The organism is uncultured Lutibacter sp. (assembly GCF_947493565.1).
Lineage (GTDB): Bacteria > Bacteroidota > Bacteroidia > Flavobacteriales > Flavobacteriaceae > Lutibacter > Lutibacter aestuarii.
On sequence record NZ_CANLRG010000002.1, the window covers coordinates 83,998 to 109,030 of the forward strand.

The window sequence follows — 25,033 nt, forward strand, 5'->3', positions numbered from 1 at the left end:
TTAGTCCTCAAATATAGAAAAAACTTTTTCCTATAATTAATTAAACCAATTATTTATCAAATCCTTTTCAATTGGTTTAGCTGTTTTATGGATGTATTCATTTTTAGCAGCATCATATGTATAATCTTCACCCCAAACTTTATAGTTTTCAGCAACCTGCTTAATGCTATCACAAACGTATAAAACTTCTTTATTGGTAATGGTTGGGTGTATTGACATACGTATCCAACCAGGTCTTTCAACCATACATCCATCTAATATTTTTTTCTCAATACTTTTAGAGGTTTGCTGATCTACATGTAATAAAAAATGCCCATAAGTACCCGCACAAGAACAACCTCCTCTAGTTTGAACTCCAAATTTATCATTTAACAGTTTAACAATTAAATTAAAATGAACATCTTTAATAAAAAAAGAAAAAATACCTAGCCTATCTGTATGCTGTCCGGCAAGTATGATTAAATTTGGAATTTTTGAAAGTTTGTCAAAAACAATTTTATTAATTTCATGCTCTCTAGCAATGATATTTTTTACCCCCATTTTTTCTTTTAGTTGAATGGATAAGGCAATTTTAATAGTTTGTAAAAAACCTGGAGTTCCACCATCTTCACGAGTTTCAATATCATCAACATAGTCATGATCTCCCCAAGGGTTGGTGTAATTTACAGTTCCACCTCCTGGATTGTCAGGCACTATGTTTTTATACAATTTTTTGTTAAAAATTAACACTCCTGAAGTACCTGGACCTCCTAAAAATTTATGAGGAGAAAAGAAAATAGCATCTAAATACATTTCTTCATCTTCTGGATGCATATTTATTTCAACATAAGGTGCGGAACAAGCGAAATCTACAAAACAAAGTCCGCCATGTTGATGAATGATTTTAGCTATTTTATGATAATCAGTTCTAATCCCTGTAACATTAGAACAAGCAGTTACAGATGCTATTTTAATTGGTCTATCTTTATATTTTTCTATAATTTGTTTAAAGTTATCAAAACAAATTAAACCAGAATCTTGACAAGGAATAATTTCAACATCTGCGATAGTTTCTAACCATGATGTTTGATTAGAATGATGCTCCATATGAGTTACAAAAACTATCGGTCTTAATTCTTCTGGAATGGAAGTATACTCTTTTAAATTTTCGGCTACTTTTAATCCTAAAATACGTTGAAATTTATTAACTACTCCAGTCATTCCACTTCCTGACGTTATCAATACATCATTTTCATTAGCATTTACATGAGCTTTGATAATATTTCTAGCTTTATGATACGCCATTGTCATTGCCGATCCAGTAATAGATGTTTCAGTATGAGTATTTGCAACAAAAGGTCCAAATTGATTTAACAGCTTTTCTTCAATAGGTCTATATAGTCGTCCACTTGCCGTCCAATCAGTATAAATAATTTCTTTTTCACCAAAAGGCGAAATAAATGTTTGGTTGTTGCCAATAATATTTTTTCTAAATTGCTGAAAATAGGTTTCTAATTCAGAAACCTGCGTGTCAGATTCATTCAAAATTTCTTTTGTTGTATCTTTTGAAAATAACTTTGAAAAAAAACTCATTTCAATTATCTTTAGTTTGTGATTTTAAAAAAGAAACACTCCAATTTATAAAAACTAGAGTGAATCTTCAACATTAAAAATCAATTTCTTATTTAAAATTCGCGATTCCCTCTTTTAACCAATTGTGGTATTCATCCACATCAGGTGTATATCCTGTTGGATCGATTAAATTTTCTCCATTATGATCAATTAACACATAAAATGGCTGAGCATTTGCACCATATTTAATCGTTTGAAATTCACTCCACTTTTGACCAATATATCTTAATTTTTTTCCAGGTCTTAATTTAGATTCAATTTCTCCATCTAATTTCCTTTTATCATCAACATATAAAGAAATTAAAACCACTTCATTTTTAAGTATTGGCAATACTTGATCTTTTGCCCAAACATTTTGCTCCATTTTTCTACAATTTACACAAGCGTGTCCTGTAAAATCAATCATTGCTGGTTTTCCTACTTTTTTTGCATAAGCCAATCCTTTTTCGTAATCATTAAATGCTAAAATATTATGCGGAGCCATTAAATGGGCGCCTTCAGGAATGTCAGAATGATTATCACTTGATCCACTTCCTAATTTTGTAAATCCTACTCCGTAAGGTGATTCACTATAATGTTGTGCTGGAGGAAATGCACTAATCAAGTTTAATGGAGCTCCCCAAAGTCCTGGAATCATATAAATTGTAAATGACAATGTTAATAACCCTAATCCTAATCTACCAACTGAGATGTGTGTTAATGGAGAATCATGTGGTAATTGAATTTTTCCAAATAAATAAAAAGCTAATGTTCCAAAAATTGTTATCCAAATTGCTAAAAACACTTCGCGCTCTAACCAATGTAATTGTAAAACTAAATCGGCATTTGATAAAAACTTAAATGCTAGTGCTAATTCTAAAAATCCTAAAACAACTTTAACGGTATTTAACCAACCTCCAGATTTTGGTAAAGAGTTTAACCAGCCAGGGAAAGCAGCAAATAAAGCAAAAGGAATTGCTAATGCTAATGAAAAACCTAACATTCCAACAATTGGTCCTATTTGACTTCCTCCTGCCGCAGCTTCAACTAATAAAGTTCCAACGATTGGTCCTGTACAAGAAAATGAAACTATGGCCAAAGCTAGAGCCATAAAAAATATTCCAATAATACCTCCTCTATCTGCTTGTGCATCTACTTTTGTTCCCCAAGAACTTGGCAATGTAATTTCAAAAGCTCCTAAAAATGATATGGCAAAAATTACGAGTAATAAGAAAAATATAATATTAAACCACACATTTGTTGACAAAGCATTTAATGCATCTGCACCAAATATTGCGCTTACTAAAATCCCCAATAACACATAAATAATTACTATAGAAAATCCATAGATAATTGCATTTTTCACACCCGCTGCTTTACTTTTACTTTGTTTGGTAAAAAAGCTTACTGTCATTGGAATCATTGGAAAAACACATGGTGTTAAAAGTGCAGCAAATCCTGAGAAAAAAGCTATGATAAATATGGTTAATAAACTTTTATTTGATGATTTACTTTTTGTTGTTTTCGCAACATCTACATTTGATTTGTTTGTCTCATTCTTTGTAGTTTCGTTAGCAACTGTTGTTGCTTTTTTTCCTGTAATTGAAAAGTTTAAATCAACAAATGTTGGAGGTAGGCAGTTAGAGTCATCACAAACCATAAACTCAACCTCTCCAGCAATTTTTAACGTATTTTCTGTTAAAAGTTTAATTCGTTGTTTAAAAATAGTTGAAGTTTCAAAATACTTGATTTTCATATTAAAAACAGGATCATCAACAGTATGTCCTTCTTCTTCAGATACATTTCCTATTAATTCGAAGTCAGCACTGGTTTCAAAAGAGAAAGCTGTTGGTATAGGACCATCTTCAGGCACATTTTGAGAATATAAATGCCAGTTTTCTTCTATAGAAGCTACAATTATTAAATCATATTCTGTATCACTAATTTTTTCAACATTTGTTGACCATTTTACTGGGTCATGAATTTGAGAATAACTAGTTACGCTTAAAAATAATATGGATAGAAGTAAAAATATTTTTTTCATATTAAAATTTGTTTCTTTTTAAGAATTGTCAAAATTAAACAATATTAGTTACTAAGTCGTTGAATCCTTTATTTTCCCCTAAGTTATTATGTTAAATTTTTCTTAATGTATAAACATTGCTATAAATAAAAATTTTAATATTTAAGCTACATAAAATATTACTTAGAATAAAAAACTAAGAAGTTTAACGTTTACAGAAAGGTTTTTCCTTACTATTGTTATGTGAAATCCATAAACTTTTAATAGATTTAAAAAATAAAATTAAAATTATTTTTAAGACTCAAAAAATAAATTACTTTTGAAACAACTATATGAATCAAATCATCCCCAAAGACATTTTTATAGTTAAAAAGGGTTTATTTAAATAAACCCTTTTTCTTTTGCTTTAAGTATTAATTCTCTATCGTCATTATCCTTAACTTTAAAGATATCTTTTAAATGTTTTTTTCTTTTTTCAAGCCCAGCCATAGACATTGGAATAAGCTTTGGAAGGTCTTTCATTTTAGTACCAATAGACATTTCATATAATAATTGCCTATCAATTTTATCTAATTTATAATTTACCGTAGCTTGTTTTCTAAACAATTCCAAAACTGATTTACTGTAATAGGGAGAATCTTCCATCACCGTTTTTATGGAAGCAATTAATTCTTCTTTATCAATATCATTTTTAATTAAAAATCCATTTGGATTTACATTTTTAAGAATTGCCTGAATTCTATAGTTGTCATTAAAAGTAGTTGCTACAATAATTTTACATTTGGGTTGTAATTCTTTAATTCTAATTCCTAAATCTTCACCTGATAAAAAATTCCCATCTGTTGAAGGAGGCAAGGAAATATCTAAAAAAACAATGTCTAATTGATTTACTTCTTGGATTAGGTCAAGAGCTTTATCGCAATTATTAGCTATTAAAATTTTAAAGTTGATATTTTTATTTTCTGCACTAATAAATTCGAATGCACTTTTATAGGCATCAGCAATTATTGGGTGGTCATCAATTATTAGTACATTATACTTATTCATCATAATTATATGGGGCAATTAACAAAAACTGAAGTGCCTTTGTTTAAGTTAGATGTTATTTTAAATTTACCACCGAGGTTAGTGGCTCTTGAATGCATATTTTTTAATCCGATTCCTTTTCTTTTATCTTTAGTGTTAAATCCATTACCGTTATCCTTAACTACTAAATTAATATTTTTATTTTTAATTTCAATTGTTATCGTTACAAAATCAGCGTTGGCATATTTAATTATGTTTTGTAGCGCTTCCTGAATTATTCTATAAAAATTAATTTTCACTTTATCATCAACCTTATCCCAATCTATTTTTTTATCACATTCAAAATTATATTTAAAATCTCCTATTTTACTTTTTTGTTCAATTAAATCATCAATAATTTTTGAAAAATCTTCTTTTGAAGATAAAATTTCATTTTTCAATTCATGTGAAATGGCTCTTATTTCTTTTTCAATATTTTGAAGTTCATCAATATAAGATTTATGTTTTTCAATAGTTGGTTCATCTCCCTTAATATTTAAAAATCCCAGCCCTAGCCTTGTACCAAAAATTCTACCCAAAACACCGTCATGTAAATCTGCAGAAATTCTATGGCGTTCTTTTAAACGCCCTTCTTTTAATTTGGCTTGTTGCTTTAACATTAACGTAAAAATTTCCTCGTTAGCTTTTTGTTGCTCTCTTTCAAAAATTAATTCTTTATTACGCGCTCTTTGGGCTCTCATTATATAGGCAAATGACACTAAAAAAATCAAGAATACTGAACCTATAATAATAAAAATATTTTGCTGTGAAAGTTTTTCAGTCTCCTCAATATATTCATCAGTCTCAAATCGAATTCGTGTAAATTTATTTCTAATTTTTCTTTCTTCTATTTGTAAACTGTCATTTAAATGAACGTATTCTTCTAAATATTTTGATGCATTTTTTTTATCAACTTTAGACAATAAGTGTAGTGTTTCTAATTTATCTCTATTATTTTCAACTTGATCTGCTAAACCAAAAGCATCGTTGGCTAATTTAATGGCGGTGGTTGTATCTAATTTATACGCATACAATTCAGACAAGTGCCTTTTGCTAATTACTATTCCTGAGCTGTTTTTTAAACTATCTCTAATAAAAAGCGCTTTATTAAATTGCGTAACAATATTGGCGGTGTCTCCTTTTAAAAACTTAGTATAAGCAATATTATCTATTAACCTTGAATAAAAATTAGCATCAATTTCTTTTAAATTTTTATGTGCCAAAGCATTTTCAAAATTTTCTATGGCTTTATCATAAGCTTTTTGTTTTTGGTATGCCAAGCCCAAATTACTCAAAGTCCATTCTTTAAAAATTCCTTTTTTATCATTCTTTTTTAAATACTCAATTGCTTTATTTAAGTAAAAAATTGAACGGTCAAATTCTTCAAGTTCTAAATAAATTAGCCCTAAATAATTATAACACTCATATAGCCTATCATACCTTTCAACTTTCTCAAACCTTGAAATTGCTTCAAAAATTGTTATTTCACTTCCCGTATAATCTTTTAAACGCCCCTGTATAAAAGCCATATTATAAAGCATTTTAGCAGCATAGTAATTATGTTTTACTTGTTCAAAACTTTCAAAAGCTTTATGATAATGATAATAGGCACTATCTACCGTTTCAACATCGGTATAATAATTTCCATAATTCCAATGCGCATCTCCTATTTTTAACCCATCATTCAATTTTTTAGCAAATGCTAACGATTCGCTATTTACTGCTAAAAACAAATCATTAATGTTTAAATATTCTGTTTCTATGGCAATTTTGGCTAAATAGATATTTTGTAAAGAATCTGAAGGCTGCTTTTTGGCAAATTGATACGCTTTTTCAAGCAATTCTTTTTTTTGAATAAATTTTAATTCTTTTTTTTGAGATTGTTTGATATAATAAGAAACACTGTCTTTCTTTGGCTCACTTTTTTTATTTATAACCAATAATGGTTTTTCACAAGACATTATGGCAATAAAAAACGTTATCCAAATTGATAATTTTATGAAAGATATGTGGTTTATTGCTTTGATATTATTTAGGGTTGTTAAATAACAAAGCTACTAAAAAAGCCTTAACTAAATTAGTTAAGGCTTTTTTAAATTTTTATCTATAAAATATTATTTTATCAATAATAAATTAATCTCTAGTTCTCATTACATCAGCACTACCATCTTCTCCAGTTGCAAAAACAGTATCAGGTGCATAAAGTTCCTCATCAGCAGCAATACTGTCTGAAGTACAAGAAATGAAAGAAGCTGATAATAATAGGAAAGCGAAGATAAATTTAATTGATTTCATAATAATGGTATTTTAAAATTTTAGGACTATATGTTTTTATTATTCTATGAGTATTTTTTTTAATACTATACCCCAAAAGTAGTCCATGAATGCTATTTAGCACTCTTTAAAATCCGTTAATTAGTAAAATCATACCATCTATACGTGAAACAGTACCATTTGATAGAAAAATCTAACTTATTGACAAATAAGAATATTCTGACAAAGATTTGTTAATACTTCTTATATTATTGATATAGGTTTTGGTGAAAGGCACCTCATAACTATTTCTTTTAATTGTACAAATAGATTTTCCAAACTGTATTCTAGAAATAAAATTTTTATTAATAATATAACTCTTATGAATTCTGTAAAAATTATTTGGCAGAATTTCTTGAAAAGTTTTTAGCGTTTTAAAAGCACTAATAATATTTCCATCATTCATATAAAAATCGGTACTATTATTGTCTGCTTTTAGAAAAAGAATTTCATCTGTTTTTAAATATTGGTAGTCTTTATATGATTTTAAACAAATGTTTTTTCTAGATTTTGCTGGTATTTTTTTTAATATTTTTAAAACTGTTTTTCTTATCTCTAATTCTTCTAGGGGAATTAATAAAAAGTCAAAAAACCCATTTTTAATTACTTCATACAACTTATCTTTTGAAAAAGACATTGCTATAAATACTGGAAAATCATCGTTAAACAAGTTAAGCTCTTGAGCAAATTCAAATGGATTTTCAAAAGTATTATCAATATTAAAAAAAACTAAATCTGGTGTTTCTTTTAAAATTGTATTCATTGACAGGTTATAATCACTCGAAGCTCCAATACAATTAAACTCGTAATATTCTTCTAAAACGTTTTTAATTTTTTGAATTGATGTAGTGTCTTTATCTATAATAAAATAGTTACGCATTTTGTGGGGACAAATTTTGTTTTAACAAAAATAGTAAAGTTTTGCTAATAAAAGTATGGTTTTCCCCTACTTTATTTACGGAAAAATTAAGATTAAAGAAAAATAATCATCGTAAATTTATGCACATACCCTATTTGAAGACACGTTTTTGATGCATTTTCATTAACCCTTATAAAACAATTAGTTAACAATTTTATTACGAATAATTCAACTTTTTGGAAAATCATGAAAAAGCAATCAAATAAAAAGTCTATAGCGAAATTTGATAAAAAAATGAAAGAGCAAACGAACCCTAAAAGTAATTCTCCAATTGACAGTTCAAATAACAATGAGTTTAAAAAAACTTTTAAAAAAACAACCTCTAACTACCCAAATAATATTTTAGAACTATTTAAACGTTTAGGTATTGAGTAAAATTTCAATTATTCACTTATTCTACAATAATATAGCCTCCTGTTAATTTAAATTATAACAGGAGGCTATATATAATATCTCACTTATATTTATATTGGATTTTGTTCTACAAGTGGATTTGCATCAATTTCATCTTGAGGGATTACCCAAACCCATCTATTATCACTTGCAGGTACTTCTAAAACCCCACCTGTTCTTGAAGATGTGTGCCTAGACCCAGGTTCTTTTCTATTTAATGGCAAATTCAAACGTTTTAAATCTAACCAACGGAAACCTTCACACCATAATTCAATTCGACGTTGTACCATAATTTCATCTATTAAATCTTGTCCAGTATTAGTAGATAAAGTATAAGCATCATCTCTTGTTATAATTAAGTCAAAAAGAGCTTGTGCTGCCAATCCATCTTGTCCATCTCGCGCCAAAGCTTCAGCCTCAATTAAATACATTTCTGCTGCACGCATCATAGGTACATCCATTAAACTAACAGCTGTGCTTTGTGATAGAAATTTTTGATTAGTATAAGGATGTCTACTGTGTCTAGATGATATTTCATAACCATCTTGTAATTCGGTGTGTTCACCATCTTCAGACCATAATGTTTTACGAACATCTGTGTCAGATATCATATCATATAACGGCTTGTTAATAGATCTTGGATTTGCTCTAATTGATGAAGAACTGTAATTTCTAGAAATATACGCTCCAAGGTTTCCAAAATAATTTGTTTGATCCTCTACAATATGACTTGCCCACATAAATTCACTGTTCTGATCTAAATCAGTAGAAAATCCTTTACGATAAGTTTCTTTATCCATTAATGTATAACCAGCTCTAGCTTCAGATGCATATTGAGCAGCAACTCCCCAGTTCCCTTGAACAAGAGCAACTCTAGCTTTTAATCCTTTTGCAACACCTACACTAAGGTGTGATTTATTAGGGTGTGATTTACCTGCTAATAATGTGATTGCTTCATCAATATCAGCATTTATTTGCGTGTAAACTTCTTCAACTGTTGCACGTGCAATAGGTTCAGTAGATGGTTCCGTTTTTAAAGGAACTCCTAATTGACTGTTAGTTTGCCCTTTTACATAGCGACCTGCCCATGTTTGTACCAGCATAAAGTGACCATAAGCTCTATATAATAATGCTTGTCCCTTTATATTGTCTTTATCATCCTGTTCTCCAACAGCATCATCTATACCAGCAATCAATATATTGGCATTTGCTATCCACTCATAAAACATAGCCCAATGAGCTCTATTATATGAATTTGTAGGAGAATCTGTTAAAATCCATCTAAGTCCTGTAGTCCAAGTACTAGAGTTAAAAACATGATCTTCACCCATTTCAGACATAAACATATTAAAATGACCAGCGCCACCACGACCTTGACTACCATATCTAACATATAAAGCTCTATGTATTCCATTTAATGCTGCCATAGCATTACCTGTTGTTTCGGTCACAACTGCGGCTCCAACTTGATCGGTAGGAGTTGTTTCCAAAAAGTCTTTATCACAAGCTGTAAACAGTACATTTATAGCAAGCATTCCGATAAAAGTAATTAGTATTTTTCTCATTTTATTTTTTTTAAAATTTAACATTTAAACCAAGACTTAGAATTCTTGAAGGTGTATATACATTATTAACAGTACCATTAAAGTTTTGCTGAACGCTCATTCCTTTTCTTGCATTTGATGTAAAGATGTTTTCTCCACTCACATAAATTAAGGCATTAGAAACTCCAATGTTGTTAAGGATGCTTTCTGGCAAGTCATAAGATAAATTAACACGTTTTAAATTAAGATATGAAGCATCAGTAAGCCATCTGTCAGATGTTGCGTTAAAATCGGTTGTATTACTAGGATCCATTCTAGGAACATCAGTAATGTCGCCAGGTTGTTGCCAACGATCTAAAATATCTGTACTTAACGCACCACCATAACTACCAGAATTCATAAGGCCTTGATAGCTACTGTCTAATATTTCACCCCCTATTTGAAATGTAAACAAAAAGGATAAATTAAAATCTTTATAAGTAATATTATTATTTATTGAACCTGTTAAATCAGGAATAGCAGTACCTGCATAATGGTATCTAGCTTGGGCATCATCAGTTGTTAATGTCATTCCATCTATGGTTCTAACAGATGAGCCTGTAGATCCTTCTTCAGCAACATACAAAATTTCACCATCAGTTGGATCTACACCATACCAATCTCTCAACCAATAATCATAAATTGAATGGCCAACCATTAATTTTTTAGAACCATTTATTATTTCCTCTTGAGGTAATTTAGTGAACTCATTTTTAATAGTTGCTGCATTGATACCAAAGTTCCAAGTTAAATCATCTGTTCTTAAAATATCATAATTTAAGCTTACTTCAATTCCTCTATTGTACATAGAACCAATATTCTCAGGAATACTAGTACTACCACTTGAAAGAGGTAATGGAACATTAAATAATAAATTATCAGAATTACGATTGTAGAATTCTATAACACCATCAAATCGATTATCAAATAAACGAAATTCAAGAGCAATATCAGAACTCTCACTAGCCTCCCACAATAAGTTTGGTGCAGCAAGACCAGCTTGCAATATCCCTGGCTCTGCTTGATTGTTATACCCTAAATCATACAATCCTTGATAAGCATAAAAACTAATGCCTGAATTATTTCCTAATTCACCGTATGAAGCTCTCAACTTTAAAGAGTTTATCCAATCTTTATCTTCAATAAATTTTTCTCTGTCTAAGCGCCAAGCAGCACCTATTGACCAAAAATCTCCCCATCTAGTTTCTTTAGAAAATTTTGAAGAACCATCTTGTCTATAAGAAGCACTAACAAAATATTTACCATCGTAATCATAATTTAAACGACCGAAATAACTCTCATCATTACGATTGTCTAATACTGACGTTAAACCTAAAGTAGTCACAAAATTAATGAGTTCAGAATTACCATCAGCAATTTGTTGCTGGCGAGAGCCATCTAAATCACTAATTTTATATTCTAGTGACTCATGAGCCAATAGTGCTTTAAAATTATGTTTTTCATTAAATGTCTTTGTGTAATTTAATAATTGGTTAAAACCAACAGAAGTTCTACGGTTGTATGTTCTACCAGCTCTCCCACCTGGAGCACCGTCACCTACATATTTATTTTCATAGTCTGTATTGTAAAAATGACGTTGATCAAAACTAGCATTTATTGTAAAAACAAGCCCTTCAGTTAATGTAATATCAAAAAAGGTTTTACCATTGATAGATGTAATTTCATCTAGGTCTTCATTAAAATCAATTTCTGCAACTATATGTCTACCAAAATTAGCATCACTTGGTCTAGCTGCATCTAAATCATATATTTTATCTCCATTAGCATCTAAAATATAATCTCCATTAGCAGACTGCTTATAAATATTATAAATTGGTCCCATGCCTCTAGTAAAGCGAATTGGATTCACAAATGAACTTGATTGTCCAGAAGTAGCTTGAGCTTGATTTCCTTGAGAAGTTGAAACACCAACATTTAAACCAGTTTTTAACCAATTAGTTGCTTGGTGATTTACATTTACACGTCCTGAAATTCGTTCAAAATCAGAATTTAATATATAACCTTCCTCCTTTAAGTACCCTAAAGAAACATAGAAATCACTTTTTTCAGTACCTCCTTGAAAGCTCATATCATAATTTTGACGAAATCCTTTTCTAGTAATAGCATCTTCCCAATCTAAATTATCAGGGTTTAATAGACTTGCACTTGGATTGATATTACCATCAATACCTACTATTTGATCGAAAGCTACATTGAATGGGTTGCTTTCTAACTCCTCAAAAATATTATTTGTAGCATATAAGTTTGCTGCAGTTACATCAGCAGGATCATCAACACCAGGTATTGCTTCACTGTTACGTAAAACTTCCCACATTATTTCATAATATTGTTTTGCATCTAATCTATCATATTCAGGTATAGAGCGGTCAATTACACTAGCAGACATATTTAAAGAGAATTGTCCTTTTCTATTTTTACCTTTTTTTGTTGTAATCATTACAACCCCATTGGCAGCTTTATTTCCATATAACGCAGTTGATGAAGCATCTTTTAAAATTGTTAGACTTTCAATATCTGCTGGATTAATAGAGTTGATAGAGCCTGTAAAAGGAATACCATCAACAACGTATAAAGGAGAACTACTTGCAGAGAAAGAGCCGAAACCTCTGATGCGAATATCTTGACCCGAGCCAGGTTGACCACTTCCAAATGTAGCAGTAACTCCAGCTGAAGAACCTTCAATTGCAGTAGTTACATTTGACAGTGATATTTTACCAATATCATCGCTATTAATTTGGGTTGCAGACCCTGTGAAATCTCCTTTTTTTGATGTCCCATAAGCTGTAACAATAACTTCTTCTAATAAATTTGCATCCTCTTGCATTACAACATTTAAGATATTGCTATCACCTACAGTAACACTTTGTGTTTTCATACCAACATAAGAAAAAACCAAAACATCACCTTTATTAGCAGCTATTTGATACTTTCCATTAAAATCAGTTTGAGTTCCCTTGGTAGTTCCTTTAATGACAATTGTTACTCCTGGTAAAGGGCCGGTAGCGTCTGTCACCGTTCCAGAAACCATATTTTGAATAACTGTAGTAATTTTGGATTTAATAACCTCATCTGAAGATTTAGTACTATTAGTCCCTTCCTCATTGTTAACTATTATTTCTTCAATTAACTCACTTATTGAGGTGTTATTTTTTGGAAATAAAACTATTTGGTTTTTAACAAATCTGAAATCTATTTCTGTTTTCGCTAATAATTGAACCAAGACTTTACTTAAATTTTGATTTTTTACATTTAGAGAAACCTTTTTGGTTACATCAATTAAATTATTACTATAAAAGAAGTTAAATTCAGTTTTATTTTCAATTTCAGTAAAAAATGTTTTTAGTTCAGCATTTTTTAAATTAATTGTTATGTTTTGCCCATAAGCGTCTGCTGCAAACAACTTTGCCATGGTAACAAAAAATAAGATGGTGTAAATTTTCATAATCCTTAAGAATAGAATTTTTCTTGAAAAGACCTTAATTTCAGTTTTTTTCATAATTTTGAATGGTTTTTAATTGTTGATTTCATTTGCGTGATTTGATGATTATTAATTATTTAAGGAGAGTGTTGCCGCACTCTCTTTTTTTATTTCATTTTTAATATTATTTTCTCATTTTTTATTGAATATTTAATTGGAGATGATATACTTAACAAGTCTAAAACTTCTTTGATCTTTAAATTATCAAACGTTCCAGTATATTCATATTCTAACAAACTTTCAGAACTCACAACAAACTGAACTTGATATTTTCTTTCCAAATCTTTTATAACATCTTTTAGACTTGTTTTATTAAAAATTAATTTTCCCTCTCTCCAAGCTATCACATCAGAAGAGTTAACTTCTTCAATTTTCATTTTTTTCTCAGCCTTATTAAAAACAGCTTTTTGAGATGGCGTTAAAACTATAGGGGTATCTTTATCTTTAATTAATTCTACTTTTCCTGTGACTAATGTTGTTTCAATTTTACTATCTTTTTCATAAGATTTTACATTAAAACTAGTTCCTAAAACTCTTATTTTTAGTTCATTTGCATTTACTATAAAAGGTTTATTAACGTTTCTTTTTATATCAAAAAAAGCTTCTCCTATGAGTGTTACCTCTCTAATAGTATCTTTAAACTTTTTAGGATAAATTAATTTACTATCGATATTTAAAGAAATTATTGAGCCATCTGGTAATATAACTTCTTGTTCATTACTATTAGATGTAATTTCATTAAACAAATCTTTTTCTTCCTCTTTATCTTTAATTAATTCTTTAGAATTAACATAACTATTATTGTTTATTTCTTGATAGTTCCAAAATAAGAGTACACTTAAAAATAAAACTGCTACACCAACCGAACTGAACACATATCTTTTTTTATTTTTAATTTTTTTACTAAAATTTATATAATGAGATTCATTATTATTATTTTTAATTTCTTTAAGTGCCTGCCCTATATACTTAGCCTTTAGAAAATTAAATTTATTTTGATTACTTTCACTTTCTCTAATCCATTCCAATACTTTTTTCTTTTCTGAAAGTGTACTTTTTCCTTCTATATACTTTATAATATATTTTTCTTGCATTTTTAAGAGGTTATATACTTATATGACGTAACTATTCATACGTATCCCCTACAATATTTAAAAAAAAGATAAAATTTTATCGGTATTATTAAAAAAAAGATAAAAACTCTCGAAGATAAAGTCTCATATGCTTTATTGCCTTAGTAATATGATTTTCAACAGTTTTAGTAGATATATTAAGCTCTTTTGATATTTCTTTATGCTTTAAACCTTCAATTCTACTCATTACAAAAACATTTTTACATTTTTCAGGTAAAAATTCAATTCCATTCATAATTGCTTCTTCTAATTCTTTTTCAATAATAGAAGAAGCTAAATCATCTGCAATTGCTTTGTAATTTATTGAAGCCTCAATTTGTTGTGTATTATTTTCAATATTTAATGTTTGTTTCTTTTTTCTCAAATAATCCAAACAAGCATTTCTAGTAACTGTATAGATATATCCATTGATATTAGTTTGAATATTTTTTTGAGACCAAACTTTTAAAAATACATCTTGAATAATCTCTTCAGCATCTTCATTGCAAGAAATATAACTATTTGCAATAAATAACAATTTAGATCTATAAAGTTTAAATAATAACTGAAATGCATTTGCATCTCCCTCATTAATTAAATCTATAAACTCAGAATTATTGATATTTAAGTTATTATTCATTTACACATCTTTCATATCTGTAACTAATTTACAGAAAATTTATTAAAAATAATTTAACCTCTTTATTAGCCTCTATTAAAAAAGTGTTGATTATATTTATAATGTAACTTTTTTAAACAATTTACTTCCTATAAAAATTAAAATATTTGTTAAGTATAAATTTTAAAAACCATTTTTTTTAAATGTAATAATCATTTTTAAAATCTCTATTGTTAAAAAGTTATCAATTATAGAATACTATTGTAATGTTTTCGATTTATATGATAACTGACTTGAATAATTTGTTCTAAACTATATGTTTTGTTAATTGGCTTCTTTATTTTTTATGATGGCAAATTATAATGAATGATGATTTGAATCGTTCAAATTTAAAAACAGAACCTATAAGAAAAGATTTTACTAAGCTTTTATTTTATAAATTACACCTTTAGATCCTTCAAAATCAAAATCTCTATCATACATAAGTCCAATTTTTTCCAACACTTTAATGGAGGCTTTATTATCTTTCATTGCTCTACCAATAATTTCAGTTATTTTAAATTTATTTAGTCCAAAATTAACACAAGCTTTTGCGGATTCAGTTGCATATCCTTTATTCCAATGTTTTCTAAAAAATCTAAATCCAATATCATATTCATTAAGATTTTCTGTAAATTTAAGTCCACACCAACCTAAAAATTCTTTATTTTCTTTGTTGATTACTGCCCATCTTCCTATTCCATATTTTTTATATTGGTCATAATTTTCTAAGAATTTTTTAGATTCCTCAATATCTTTAAATGCTCCTTCTCCAGTATATTTCATAACTTCTTTATCAAGATTCAGTTGATAAAAAGATTTCGCATCATTTACATTCAATTCTCTTAATAAAAGTCTTTCAGTTTCTAATATTGGAAAAGGGTTGAATTTCATTTCAGTTTTTTAAAGTTTTTATTCTCTTTGCAAAATAATCATTGCTACTTATTTCATAGGCTTTAGTTGCATATTCTAAAGCTTTTTTACTGTCTTTTTGAGAAATATAATAATCTGCCATTGAATTATATACATTAGGACTTTTAGGATAATATTTTATTCCTAATTCAAAAAACATCTTTGCTTTTTGTAATTTTTTGTTTCTATGATTTCCAAATTTGAGTTCCATTTTGTGTCTATTCCATTTAAACACCATGTCAATACTACTATCAATCAACACTTTGTTAGTGTTCAAGTTTTTTATTTGAAACACCTCCATTGGAGGTTTCATTTGTTAGTAAATTTCTTTAAGCTCTTTTTTTTGTTTTCATATCAAATAAATCCTAGTTGTTGCACAACAGTTTTTCTATCAAATATTTGTGTATGTCCTCTTATTAAATGGTTTTTGAAATGATAAATGGTAAATCCTTTTGTTTTAATTGATTTATTAGTAGGTGGGTGATCTCCAATCATTCCAAGATTTGTGCCTGTTAAAATCCAAGTTATTGCTACATGATTTTCTTCTGAAATAGCAGATGTTATTTCAAAATTCATATCTGGAAATGAATCAAACGAAAATTTTAAACGTTCTTTAAATTCAGAATACGACAAGGTTTTTCCTTCCCAAGGATCAGCAGTATCAAGATGAATTGTATATTCTTTATCAATAAAATTGTTCAACTTTATCAATTTTTTTATTATTCCAAATTTCTTCCATAAATTTCCGAAGGAAAGCTTCTTTATTCATCACTGCTTTTTAGTTTTTAGATTTATTTAAATAACATCAAACTCAACAAATATACTATAGAAATAATAGAATTGTTTTGTTTTTGATTTACTTAATAGGTTTAAATCTAACTTCTTTTAAATAAATGTTAATACAAATGGAACTAAAAAAGGTACAATTACTGTCAAAACAACACCACTAAAAACAGCTATAATTGCCCATTCTTTCCCTGTACTTTCTGAAATAATAGGTAAACAGGTATCCATAGAAGTAGCCCCACCAGATACAATACCTCCCAGTTTACCAAAATATTTTACAAAAAAAGGTGTAGCTAAAAGCGTAATTATTTCTCTTGAAATATTAGACAATAAGGCGATAACCCCTAAAGTTTCTCCACTAATTTCTGTTATAAATATAGAAGATAAACTATAATATCCAAATCCAGCAGCTACAGCCATAGCTTCAATTATACTAATTTCAGAAATAAAAAATGATATTAATGCTGCTCCTAATAATGAACCTAAAATAACACAAAGCGGAACTAGTATAATTTTAATTTTTGTTTTACGAATGATACTAAGTGCGTTACTATCTGCCCCAATTCCTATACCTACAAAAAACATTAAGGCATATAATGAGTACTTGGAAAAATCATTTTCTATCAAAAAATCGGGTAAAAATTTATACATACCTAAAACCACACCCACTATAAACATTAAAAGTATAATAATACTATTTTTCATTTTTATTGATAAAGAATAATTTGTAAGTGATATATGCAAAAATTAGACTTCCTAACACCGCTCCAAAAGTGATTAAAAAAGCTTGTATGCCAATATTTGTCATATTAGAAATAATGGTTTTATTTAAACCAACTCCAATTCCTAAAAGAAATAATAACATATAAATAATTAGTGTTGTAATCTTGCTTGAACATAAAATAAATTGGGGTTTGTTTCTGAAAACATATCCAAGAATTAAACCTATGGTCATTAAAAATAATACTGGTGTCATATCTATTTAAGATGATTATAGAAGCGTTTTATAAAGAAGTGCTTTAGAAAAACAAATGTAATTTTTAAAATTAGTTTACTATTGGTTGAATTGTAAATGAGTAACTGTATTTTTGATTTGCTGAAATCGTATATTCTTGATGTGGTAGTCTTCCCCAAGAAGTATCACCGCCAACTCCCATTTGTAAAAAATCAATATTCCATTGAATGGTATTTCCAATTTTAATATCAGCACCATGCTTTTTAGTTACAGGAACTAACCCAGACGCTGATTTTAAAGCCTCGTCACTATTAAAATCAATTTCTTTCATATCAAAAGGCCAAACACTTACATTTAATAATTGTTCTTTGGATGAAACTTTTAGAGTCATATTTTCAGAAGCTAATTCCATCCATCTAATATCTGTTTTATTACCTGTTTCTTGTGGTCGCAGATAGCGATGGAATTGCGCTTCAATTTTTCCTGAATATACTCCAGTTTTAACACCTGTTTTTCTATCCCAATAACTTTCATTAGGTCCGTTACCATACCAAGATACCTCTGTAAAATTATTTGGAATTGTAAGGTACATTCCTATTCTTGGTATATTTGGCAGCTCTTTTTTATTTGGACTGAAAGCATAATCTACTTTTAAATTTCCATTATTTGCAATCAAATAATTTATAAAAACAGTAGCTTCATTATTTGGAAAGTTGTACTCAACCTTAAAAGAAACCCCATTTTTATTCTTTTGAGGTTTATTGATTAATTTTGAGGTGTAATTGTACGATGCATTTTGCCATACCTTTGCCCATTTGTCCATTCCATTTCCTAAATCATTGTCAGTTGGAGGTCTCCAAAAATTAGGACGGATAGGTTGATTAGTAATTTCATTTCCGTCAAATACCCAAGAAATAATTTCACCAGATGTAGCGTTTATTTTTAAATTAGTTTTATCATTTTTCAACTCAATTCCGTTTTCAGAAGCAATAATCTCCAATGTATTTTCTTTTGAACTTGAAACTGATTTTTTAATCACTTCATTCAGTTTAAATTGATCCCAAGCTATTTCAAAACCTACAGGTATTAATTTTGTAGCATCTTTTTGAAGTAAACTTATTTCTAAAATATACTCTTTATTAGCGTCGAAACTTTTAGGGAAATTTTGCAATATAAAGTTTCTTTTTTGTTGAGGTAGTACTGCTATATTTGCAAGGTTTCCTTTAAGAAAGGTTTTACCATCAGCCAATAGTTTCCAAGCTATATTTTTATCTGAAAAATCAACAAAAAAGTTTTTATTTTCAATTTCAATAATTCCGTTTCCTAAATAATTAAATTGAGCAGGTTCATATACTTTCTTAACTTCAGTTATATGAGGATGCGGATTTCTATATGGATCAACTAATCCGTTATTTAAAAAATTACCATCGGTTGGTAAATCTGGATGAAAATCGTGTCCATACGCTAAATATGGTTTTCCATTTTCATCTTTATATTCTAAACTTTGATCAACCCAATCCCAAATATATCCACCTTGTAAATTTGGATATTTTTCAATTATATTCCAATAATCTTGTAAATTCCCAACGGAATTCCCCATCGCATGTGCATATTCAATCATTATTGAAGGTTTTTCAGAATTTGATTTTCCATGAGCAATTAAATTTTCAGGTCGTGGGTACATGGGACAATATAAATCGGTATAATTTTTTTTCCCAGCAGGTTCATATTGAACTATTCTATTTTGGTCATTTTCTTTTAACCATTGATAGGTGGTCCTAAAAACCTGACCTTCACCTGCTTCATTTCCTAAAGACCATGAATAAATTGACACATGATTTCTATCTCTATAAAACATACGTTGAGTTCGCATCATATGAGCTGGTAACCAAGTTATTTCATCACCAATTTGAGTATTTTTATTTATTGCTAATGGATGGCTTTCAATATTCGCTTCATTAATTACATATAAACCGTATGTATCGCATAAATCTAACCAATAAGGATTATTTGGGTAATGTGAACAACGTACTGCATTAATGTTATTTTGTTTCATTAATTGTATGTCTTTTTCCATAGTTTCTTTAGCAACCACATGCCCTGTAAAAGGATCCGTTTCGTGTCGATTAACACCCTTAAAATAAATAGCTTTTCCGTTAATTAATACTTGGCTATTGATAATTTCCACACGCTTAAATCCAATGTTTTTTGTTATAAATTGGTTGTTTTTAGGATTTTCATTATCATTCAAGCTAATTTTTAATTGATACAGTTCTGGAAGTTCTGCAGACCATTTTTTTACAAACTCAACAATTTTTTCAGCTTTAAATTTAATAGAAGAGTGTGCGTTTATTTCAATTTTTTTCAAAGTTTTAAAAACTGAATGCTCCCCATCTATAATTTCAAGCGAAATGGTTCTAGTGCTTTTAGTATTTGAAGTATTTGAAATTGAAACAGTTCCTTTAAAAATACCATTTAAGTATAAATCATCAAGATTGGTGTTTGCATAGTAGTCAGAAATAAAAACTTTTGGTTGAGTATATAAATAAACATCTCGTTCAATACCACTCATCCTTAACATATCTTGACTTTCCAAATAACTTGCATCGCTCCATCTAAATAACTGTAGCGCAATAAGATTTTTACCTTCTTTTAAATAACTTGTAATATTGAATTCTGCAGGGGTTTTGCTACCTTGTGAATAACCTACGTAACTTCCATTTACATATACGTACATAGCCGATTTTACTCCTGCAAAATGCAGTATAACATCCTCAAATAAAAACTCTTCTTTAAGTACAATTTCTTTTCTATAAGTTCCTACGGGATTGTATTCTGTTGGAGCATTTGGCCATTTTGTTGTAAAGGGGTAACGTTCATCCAAATATATTGGGTAACCATAACCTGCAACCTCCCAATTTGAAGGCACTTTAATTATTCCCCACTGGTTATCATTAAATTCTATGTTTTGAAAAGTTGTAGGGCGTTTTTGGGGATTTTTTACCCAATTAAACTTCCAATCACCATTTAGATTTAAAAATCGGCGTGAATTTTCCTTTTCAATAATTTTAGAAGATTCTGTACCAAAAAAAGTAGCTCTTGGAGGTAATTTGTTTTCTTCAAATATTTGATGATTGAAATGATTTTTTTGTTCAGGTATATTGTTTAATTGCTCCTGTTTACAAGAAATAACCACAAAAGAAATAATTAAAACTAGTAATTTAATTTTCATTGATTTGTATAATTTATAAAAATTGCTTTTAGCTTGCTCAGTTGAAGATAAATTGTAGTAATTCATTGTTATTAATCTGTTAAAAGCATAATAATGTGAGCAGCACTCCAGCTAAAATTTTGAGCATTTAGGCCTTCTCCTGTAATTGGATGATAATTTTCTCTAATCGATTTTCCCTTCCCTAAAATTCCTTCAGCTCCTTCTAATATTTTAACTGTTGCTAAATCTGCTTCAGTGTTAAAATTATAATTTCTCAAGCCTTTAACACCAAAATAAGCTTGATCTAACCAATTTGGACCTCTCCAATACCCTTTTAAAGGATTGAATTTTGGATGATCTGCACTCATAGTTTGGAATGGTACTTTTGTGAAAAACTTTTTAGGATCCATTATAAGGTTTTTAACTGTTTCTGCTTGTTTTTTGGAAACCACATTAGCCCAAAGCGGTATCCAACCTTCACTCCCTTCACCTTTAATAAATTTGTTTCCTTCTAAATTGGTATCGTAAAACCATCCGTCTTTGGTATCATAAAATTGATTTTGAATGCGAGTTTTTAAAATTTCAGCTTCATTTTTATAAACTTCCACATCTTCATTTTTTTGAATTGCTTCTGCTAGTTGTGCTAAGTACAATTTTTCTGCATATAGATATGCGTTTAAATCTACACTTTCTTGATTTAAAGAATAAGCCCCTTCTTCATTTTTTAAAATGATTGAATCATCAAATCTAATGGCATTATCCATTCCGCTTTCCCATTTTGCAGCAATTAAAGTTCCATCAGTTGAACCGTATTCACACAAGCCATCTTTATCGTGATCTCGTTTATTATACCACCAATAATGATATTTTTTTAATTTTGGGTATAGCTCTTTAACAAACTTAAGATTGTTGTCTTTTTCAAAAATTTTGACAACTGCCCATGCAGAAAGAGGTGGTTTGGTATCTCTATAATTATGAGGTTCAATATTGGTGTCTCTATATATACAATCAACTACAAAACCATCTTCACTTTGAAAATCAAACATAGCTCTAATTTGATTTTTAGCCAATTCAATATTGAAATAAGACAGGCCTACTGCGTGTTTCCACGAATCCCAAGACCAAAAACCATTAAACCATTTGTAATGATAGCTTGGAAACAAGCCTTCAAATTTGAGTTCTCCAGCTGGGATACGCCAATTATTTTGTAATGTTAAAATTGATTTAGCTAACGCCTCTGAATATTTTTTTGCAATAAATTGTTTTTTCTGATTAGAAATTAAGTGAGCTAATTGCTCCTCTTTTTCTAATTTTCGGGCTTTTAAAACAAGCTCAAAATTACTTTTAAGGACTTCCTTTTTTTCTTGCTCCCATGAATATTCTGGAAATATGAAGGTTTGTGAAACTATAAGTTCTTTTAATTCATTAGGCTTTAACTCCAAGGTTGTAGGAACAGTTGTATAGGTTGTTTTTGAACTCGATATTACAGTTTCATTTGGAAACAATAAATAACCAGTTGCTGTACTTTTAGACGAGGTTATTTTTAATCTATTTTTAGTTGATGACAGTGTTAAATTTTTAGTTAACAACCCTTGATTTCCCCACTGATATTCAATTTTTATGTTGCTATTACTTTTATTAGTAATGGTTGATCTAATTATGGCAGTATGTCCAGAACTAAAAACTAATTCTTGTTTTAATTCAATATTTTTACTTTTAAAAGTTTGCTCTAAATGGCTATTAAAGCTATTGGTTTCTATAGCCTTCCATTCAACATTTTTTAATTGTAACTTTGCAAGAGAAGGGCTACTCCAAATTCCATTTTGTTGAGTCATTAAAAAAGGACCGGAAAAACCGCCATAACTTGAAATTGAATTTGGAAAACCATAAGCAAACCAAGCTCCCTGATCTGAAAACATTAAACCCGATTTATCTATAGAATCTTTTGGAGTGATTCTATAATCAAGAATATTTTTACTATAATTAAGATAATCAACTTTCTTATCAATTTTTAGCGGCTCTTTTGATTTATTACAACTAAAATTGATAACCAAAATTAAAATAACTATATGCTTAACTACTTTATTTAAATACATTTTTTCAATTCATTTATTTTCTAAAAATACAATTGCAACAAATTTCGATTATTTTTCTTTATTTATTCAAAAAAGACCTTTACTTAACCTTTCATTTCATCGTTTTAAAAACATATCAATCTATAATATCTATATTTGTAACTTGATGAGATTTTTGGAAGTTTTTATATTTATTTCACCTTTATTTAATACTTTATCAATCATTAGCTTATGAAAATATTGATTAAAATTATTTTTTTCTTCCTTGTATTTATTTGTTTTCCGGTGTATTCTCAAACTAATATTTGGGATGAAAACCCAAGCGAATCTAAAAAAGAGTTAGATAGTTTATTAACTATTTTACCTTACTCAACAGGAAAAGATAAAATACCTTTATTAAATAGAGTTGCGGAAATTTATTGGCCTATAAATCCAAATAAAACTATAGAATATGCAAATGAAGCCTTAAACTTATCCCAAAAATTTAATGATAAAAGCCAAGAAGGGTTAGCACTTATTAATCTTTGTCAAGGTTATTTGTTTAATGATTTTTACAACAAAGCTTTAGAATTAGGGCTAAAATCTTTAGAAATTAGAAAGAAAATTGGCAATGATTACGACTTAGCTTTTACATTACGCACCCTAGGATGGTTGTATTATGATATTGCGTATTTTGATAAAGCTTTAGAATACCATATAGAAACCTTAAAACTACACGAAAAAATAGGTGACAAACAACGAATAGCGTATAGCTATAATAGTATTGGCTTAATTCATGAAAGAAAAGGAAATTGCAATTTGGCATTATCTTTTTTCAAAAAGTCTTTAGCACTAAAAAAAGAGTTTAAAAATAAAGATAGAATTGCCGAAACTATGAAAAATATGGGCATTTGCTATCGAAAAATTCATGAACTTGATTCTGCTAAAACATTTTTAGAATCTTCTTTAGAAATCACCAATCAAATTAAAGACGATCATAATAAAGTTGATATTTTAAATGAACTTTCAATAGTATATCTAATGCTTAAAAATTATGATAAATGCTATTCATTATTAAAAGAATCTAGACTAATTATGAACGGTTTAATGGATACTAAAGAATGGATAGTTGAAAATGATAGAATTATGTCTGATTACTATTTAGCAATTGGAGATTACAAAAATGCACTTAACAAATATAAAACATATGATTTAGGAAAGTCTGAAATTTTTTCAAGTAATAAAAGTGAAAAATTGGCAGAAATGAGAATTCTTTATGAAGCAGAGCGAAGAAAATCAGAAATTAAATTACTAGAACAACAAAGAAACCTAGAGGCGCAAAAAAGAAAATCGTTACTTGTAGGCTCTATATTATTAGTCATTATAGGAATTCTTATCATTGTTTCACTTTGGAATAATATAAAAAAGAAAAAAGCTATTTATTTACAAAGTGAAAGACTTTCAAAAGAAAAATTAAAAACACAATCACTTCTTCAAGAAAACCTTGAGCACAAGTTAGAATTTCGTATGAAAGAATTGACAAATTTAGCGTTGTTTATATCTCAAAGAACATCAATATATGGAGATTTGACCAAATCTTTTAAAAGTTTAAATTTTACAGATATAAATCAAATAAAAAAAGATATTAATGCACTTATAAAAGAATATGCATTTAAGCTAAATATTAATGAAGATTTACAAAAATTCCACACAAACGTAGAAACTTTACAAAGTGATTTTTTATTCAAAATTAAAGAGAAATATCCACACCTAACTAATAAAGATGTACAACTAGCAGTACAAGTTAAACTTAAACTTAGTTCTAAAGAAATATCTAATATTAATAACATTTCTCTAAATTCTGTAGAAATTAGTAGACACCGATTGAGAAAAAAATTAAACTTAGATAAAAAAGAAAACTTAATTAATTTTCTAGAAAATATTTAGTTTCTCACCACAT

Annotated in this window: 19 protein-coding genes; 2 read left to right on the forward strand and 17 right to left on the reverse strand. The window is 28.6% G+C overall.

The window, feature by feature from the left end; translation table 11 throughout:
• Positions 1–36 precede the first annotated feature (36 nt).
• From Q0714_RS02240 to Q0714_RS02265, 6 genes are all read right to left on the reverse strand, one after another.
• Entirely contained in the window at positions 37–1,572 is a 1,536-nt protein-coding gene (locus tag Q0714_RS02240; protein WP_298262678.1) for an aminotransferase class V-fold PLP-dependent enzyme, read from the reverse strand.
• 88 nt (positions 1,573–1,660) lie between these two features.
• Positions 1,661–3,634 carry a cytochrome c biogenesis protein CcdA gene (locus tag Q0714_RS02245; protein ID WP_298262679.1) on the reverse strand — a complete coding sequence of 658 codons (1,974 nt, stop codon included), beginning with the start codon at positions 3,632–3,634 and terminating at the stop codon, positions 1,661–1,663.
• A 360-nt stretch (positions 3,635–3,994) separates the two neighbouring features.
• Entirely contained in the window at positions 3,995–4,663 is a 669-nt protein-coding gene (locus Q0714_RS02250; RefSeq protein WP_298262680.1) for a response regulator, read from the reverse strand.
• 2 nt (positions 4,664–4,665) lie between these two features.
• Positions 4,666–6,639, reverse strand: coding sequence for a sensor histidine kinase (locus Q0714_RS02255; RefSeq protein ID WP_298262681.1), 1,974 nt, complete (start codon positions 6,637–6,639; stop codon positions 4,666–4,668).
• A 172-nt stretch (positions 6,640–6,811) separates the two neighbouring features.
• Entirely contained in the window at positions 6,812–6,973 is a 162-nt protein-coding gene (locus Q0714_RS02260) for a hypothetical protein (RefSeq protein ID WP_298262682.1), read from the reverse strand.
• 172 nt (positions 6,974–7,145) lie between these two features.
• Positions 7,146–7,871, reverse strand: a complete 726-nt coding sequence (locus Q0714_RS02265; protein WP_298262683.1) for a LytTR family DNA-binding domain-containing protein — start codon at positions 7,869–7,871, stop codon at positions 7,146–7,148.
• Between the two features lie 225 nt (positions 7,872–8,096).
• Here Q0714_RS02265 and Q0714_RS02270 point away from each other — a divergent pair, with 225 nt between their 5' ends.
• The gene (locus Q0714_RS02270; protein ID WP_298262684.1) at positions 8,097–8,285 is read left to right on the forward strand and encodes a hypothetical protein; all 189 of its coding nucleotides are present in this window, start codon (positions 8,097–8,099) and stop codon (positions 8,283–8,285) included.
• 89 nt (positions 8,286–8,374) lie between these two features.
• On the opposite strand, the gene Q0714_RS02275 is transcribed toward Q0714_RS02270, so the two are convergent.
• The 11 genes from Q0714_RS02275 to Q0714_RS02325 all read right to left on the reverse strand — a co-directional run bounded on the left by Q0714_RS02275 (position 8,375) and on the right by Q0714_RS02325 (position 23,115).
• Positions 8,375–9,868 (reverse strand): RagB/SusD family nutrient uptake outer membrane protein, encoded by a 1,494-nt coding sequence (locus Q0714_RS02275; protein ID WP_298262685.1) that lies wholly within the window; start codon positions 9,866–9,868, stop codon positions 8,375–8,377.
• Positions 9,869–9,878: 10 nt separating this feature from the next.
• Positions 9,879–13,403: a TonB-dependent receptor gene (locus Q0714_RS02280; protein ID WP_298262686.1), complete on the reverse strand. Its 3,525-nt coding sequence runs from the start codon at positions 13,401–13,403 to the stop codon at positions 9,879–9,881.
• Positions 13,404–13,492: 89 nt separating this feature from the next.
• Positions 13,493–14,479 (reverse strand): FecR domain-containing protein, encoded by a 987-nt coding sequence (locus Q0714_RS02285; protein WP_298262687.1) that lies wholly within the window; start codon positions 14,477–14,479, stop codon positions 13,493–13,495.
• Positions 14,480–14,567: 88 nt separating this feature from the next.
• Positions 14,568–15,137, reverse strand: coding sequence for an RNA polymerase sigma-70 factor (locus tag Q0714_RS02290; protein ID WP_298262688.1), 570 nt, complete (start codon positions 15,135–15,137; stop codon positions 14,568–14,570).
• Positions 15,138–15,536: 399 nt separating this feature from the next.
• Complete coding sequence (locus Q0714_RS02295; RefSeq protein ID WP_298262689.1) at positions 15,537–16,049, reverse strand: GNAT family N-acetyltransferase; 513 nt, start codon at positions 16,047–16,049, stop codon at positions 15,537–15,539.
• Position 16,050: 1 nt separating this feature from the next.
• The gene (locus tag Q0714_RS02300) at positions 16,051–16,380 is read right to left on the reverse strand and encodes a hypothetical protein (RefSeq protein ID WP_298262690.1); all 330 of its coding nucleotides are present in this window, start codon (positions 16,378–16,380) and stop codon (positions 16,051–16,053) included.
• A gap of 41 nt (positions 16,381–16,421) precedes the next feature.
• Entirely contained in the window at positions 16,422–16,769 is a 348-nt protein-coding gene (locus Q0714_RS02305) for an ester cyclase (protein WP_298262691.1), read from the reverse strand.
• 183 nt (positions 16,770–16,952) lie between these two features.
• The gene (locus tag Q0714_RS02310; RefSeq protein WP_298262692.1) at positions 16,953–17,558 is read right to left on the reverse strand and encodes a lysine exporter LysO family protein; all 606 of its coding nucleotides are present in this window, start codon (positions 17,556–17,558) and stop codon (positions 16,953–16,955) included.
• Positions 17,548–17,829 (reverse strand): LysO family transporter, encoded by a 282-nt coding sequence (locus tag Q0714_RS02315; protein WP_298262693.1) that lies wholly within the window; start codon positions 17,827–17,829, stop codon positions 17,548–17,550. Before Q0714_RS02315 ends, Q0714_RS02310 begins: the two co-directional genes overlap by 11 nt.
• 70 nt (positions 17,830–17,899) lie before the next feature.
• The gene (locus Q0714_RS02320; protein WP_298262694.1) at positions 17,900–21,040 is read right to left on the reverse strand and encodes a glycoside hydrolase family 2 TIM barrel-domain containing protein; all 3,141 of its coding nucleotides are present in this window, start codon (positions 21,038–21,040) and stop codon (positions 17,900–17,902) included.
• A 71-nt stretch (positions 21,041–21,111) separates the two neighbouring features.
• Positions 21,112–23,115, reverse strand: coding sequence for a trehalase family glycosidase (locus Q0714_RS02325; RefSeq protein WP_298262695.1), 2,004 nt, complete (start codon positions 23,113–23,115; stop codon positions 21,112–21,114).
• A 210-nt stretch (positions 23,116–23,325) separates the two neighbouring features.
• Here Q0714_RS02325 and Q0714_RS02330 point away from each other — a divergent pair, with 210 nt between their 5' ends.
• Positions 23,326–25,020: a tetratricopeptide repeat protein gene (locus tag Q0714_RS02330; RefSeq protein ID WP_298262696.1), complete on the forward strand. Its 1,695-nt coding sequence runs from the start codon at positions 23,326–23,328 to the stop codon at positions 25,018–25,020.
• The last annotated feature ends 13 nt before the right edge of the window (positions 25,021–25,033 follow it).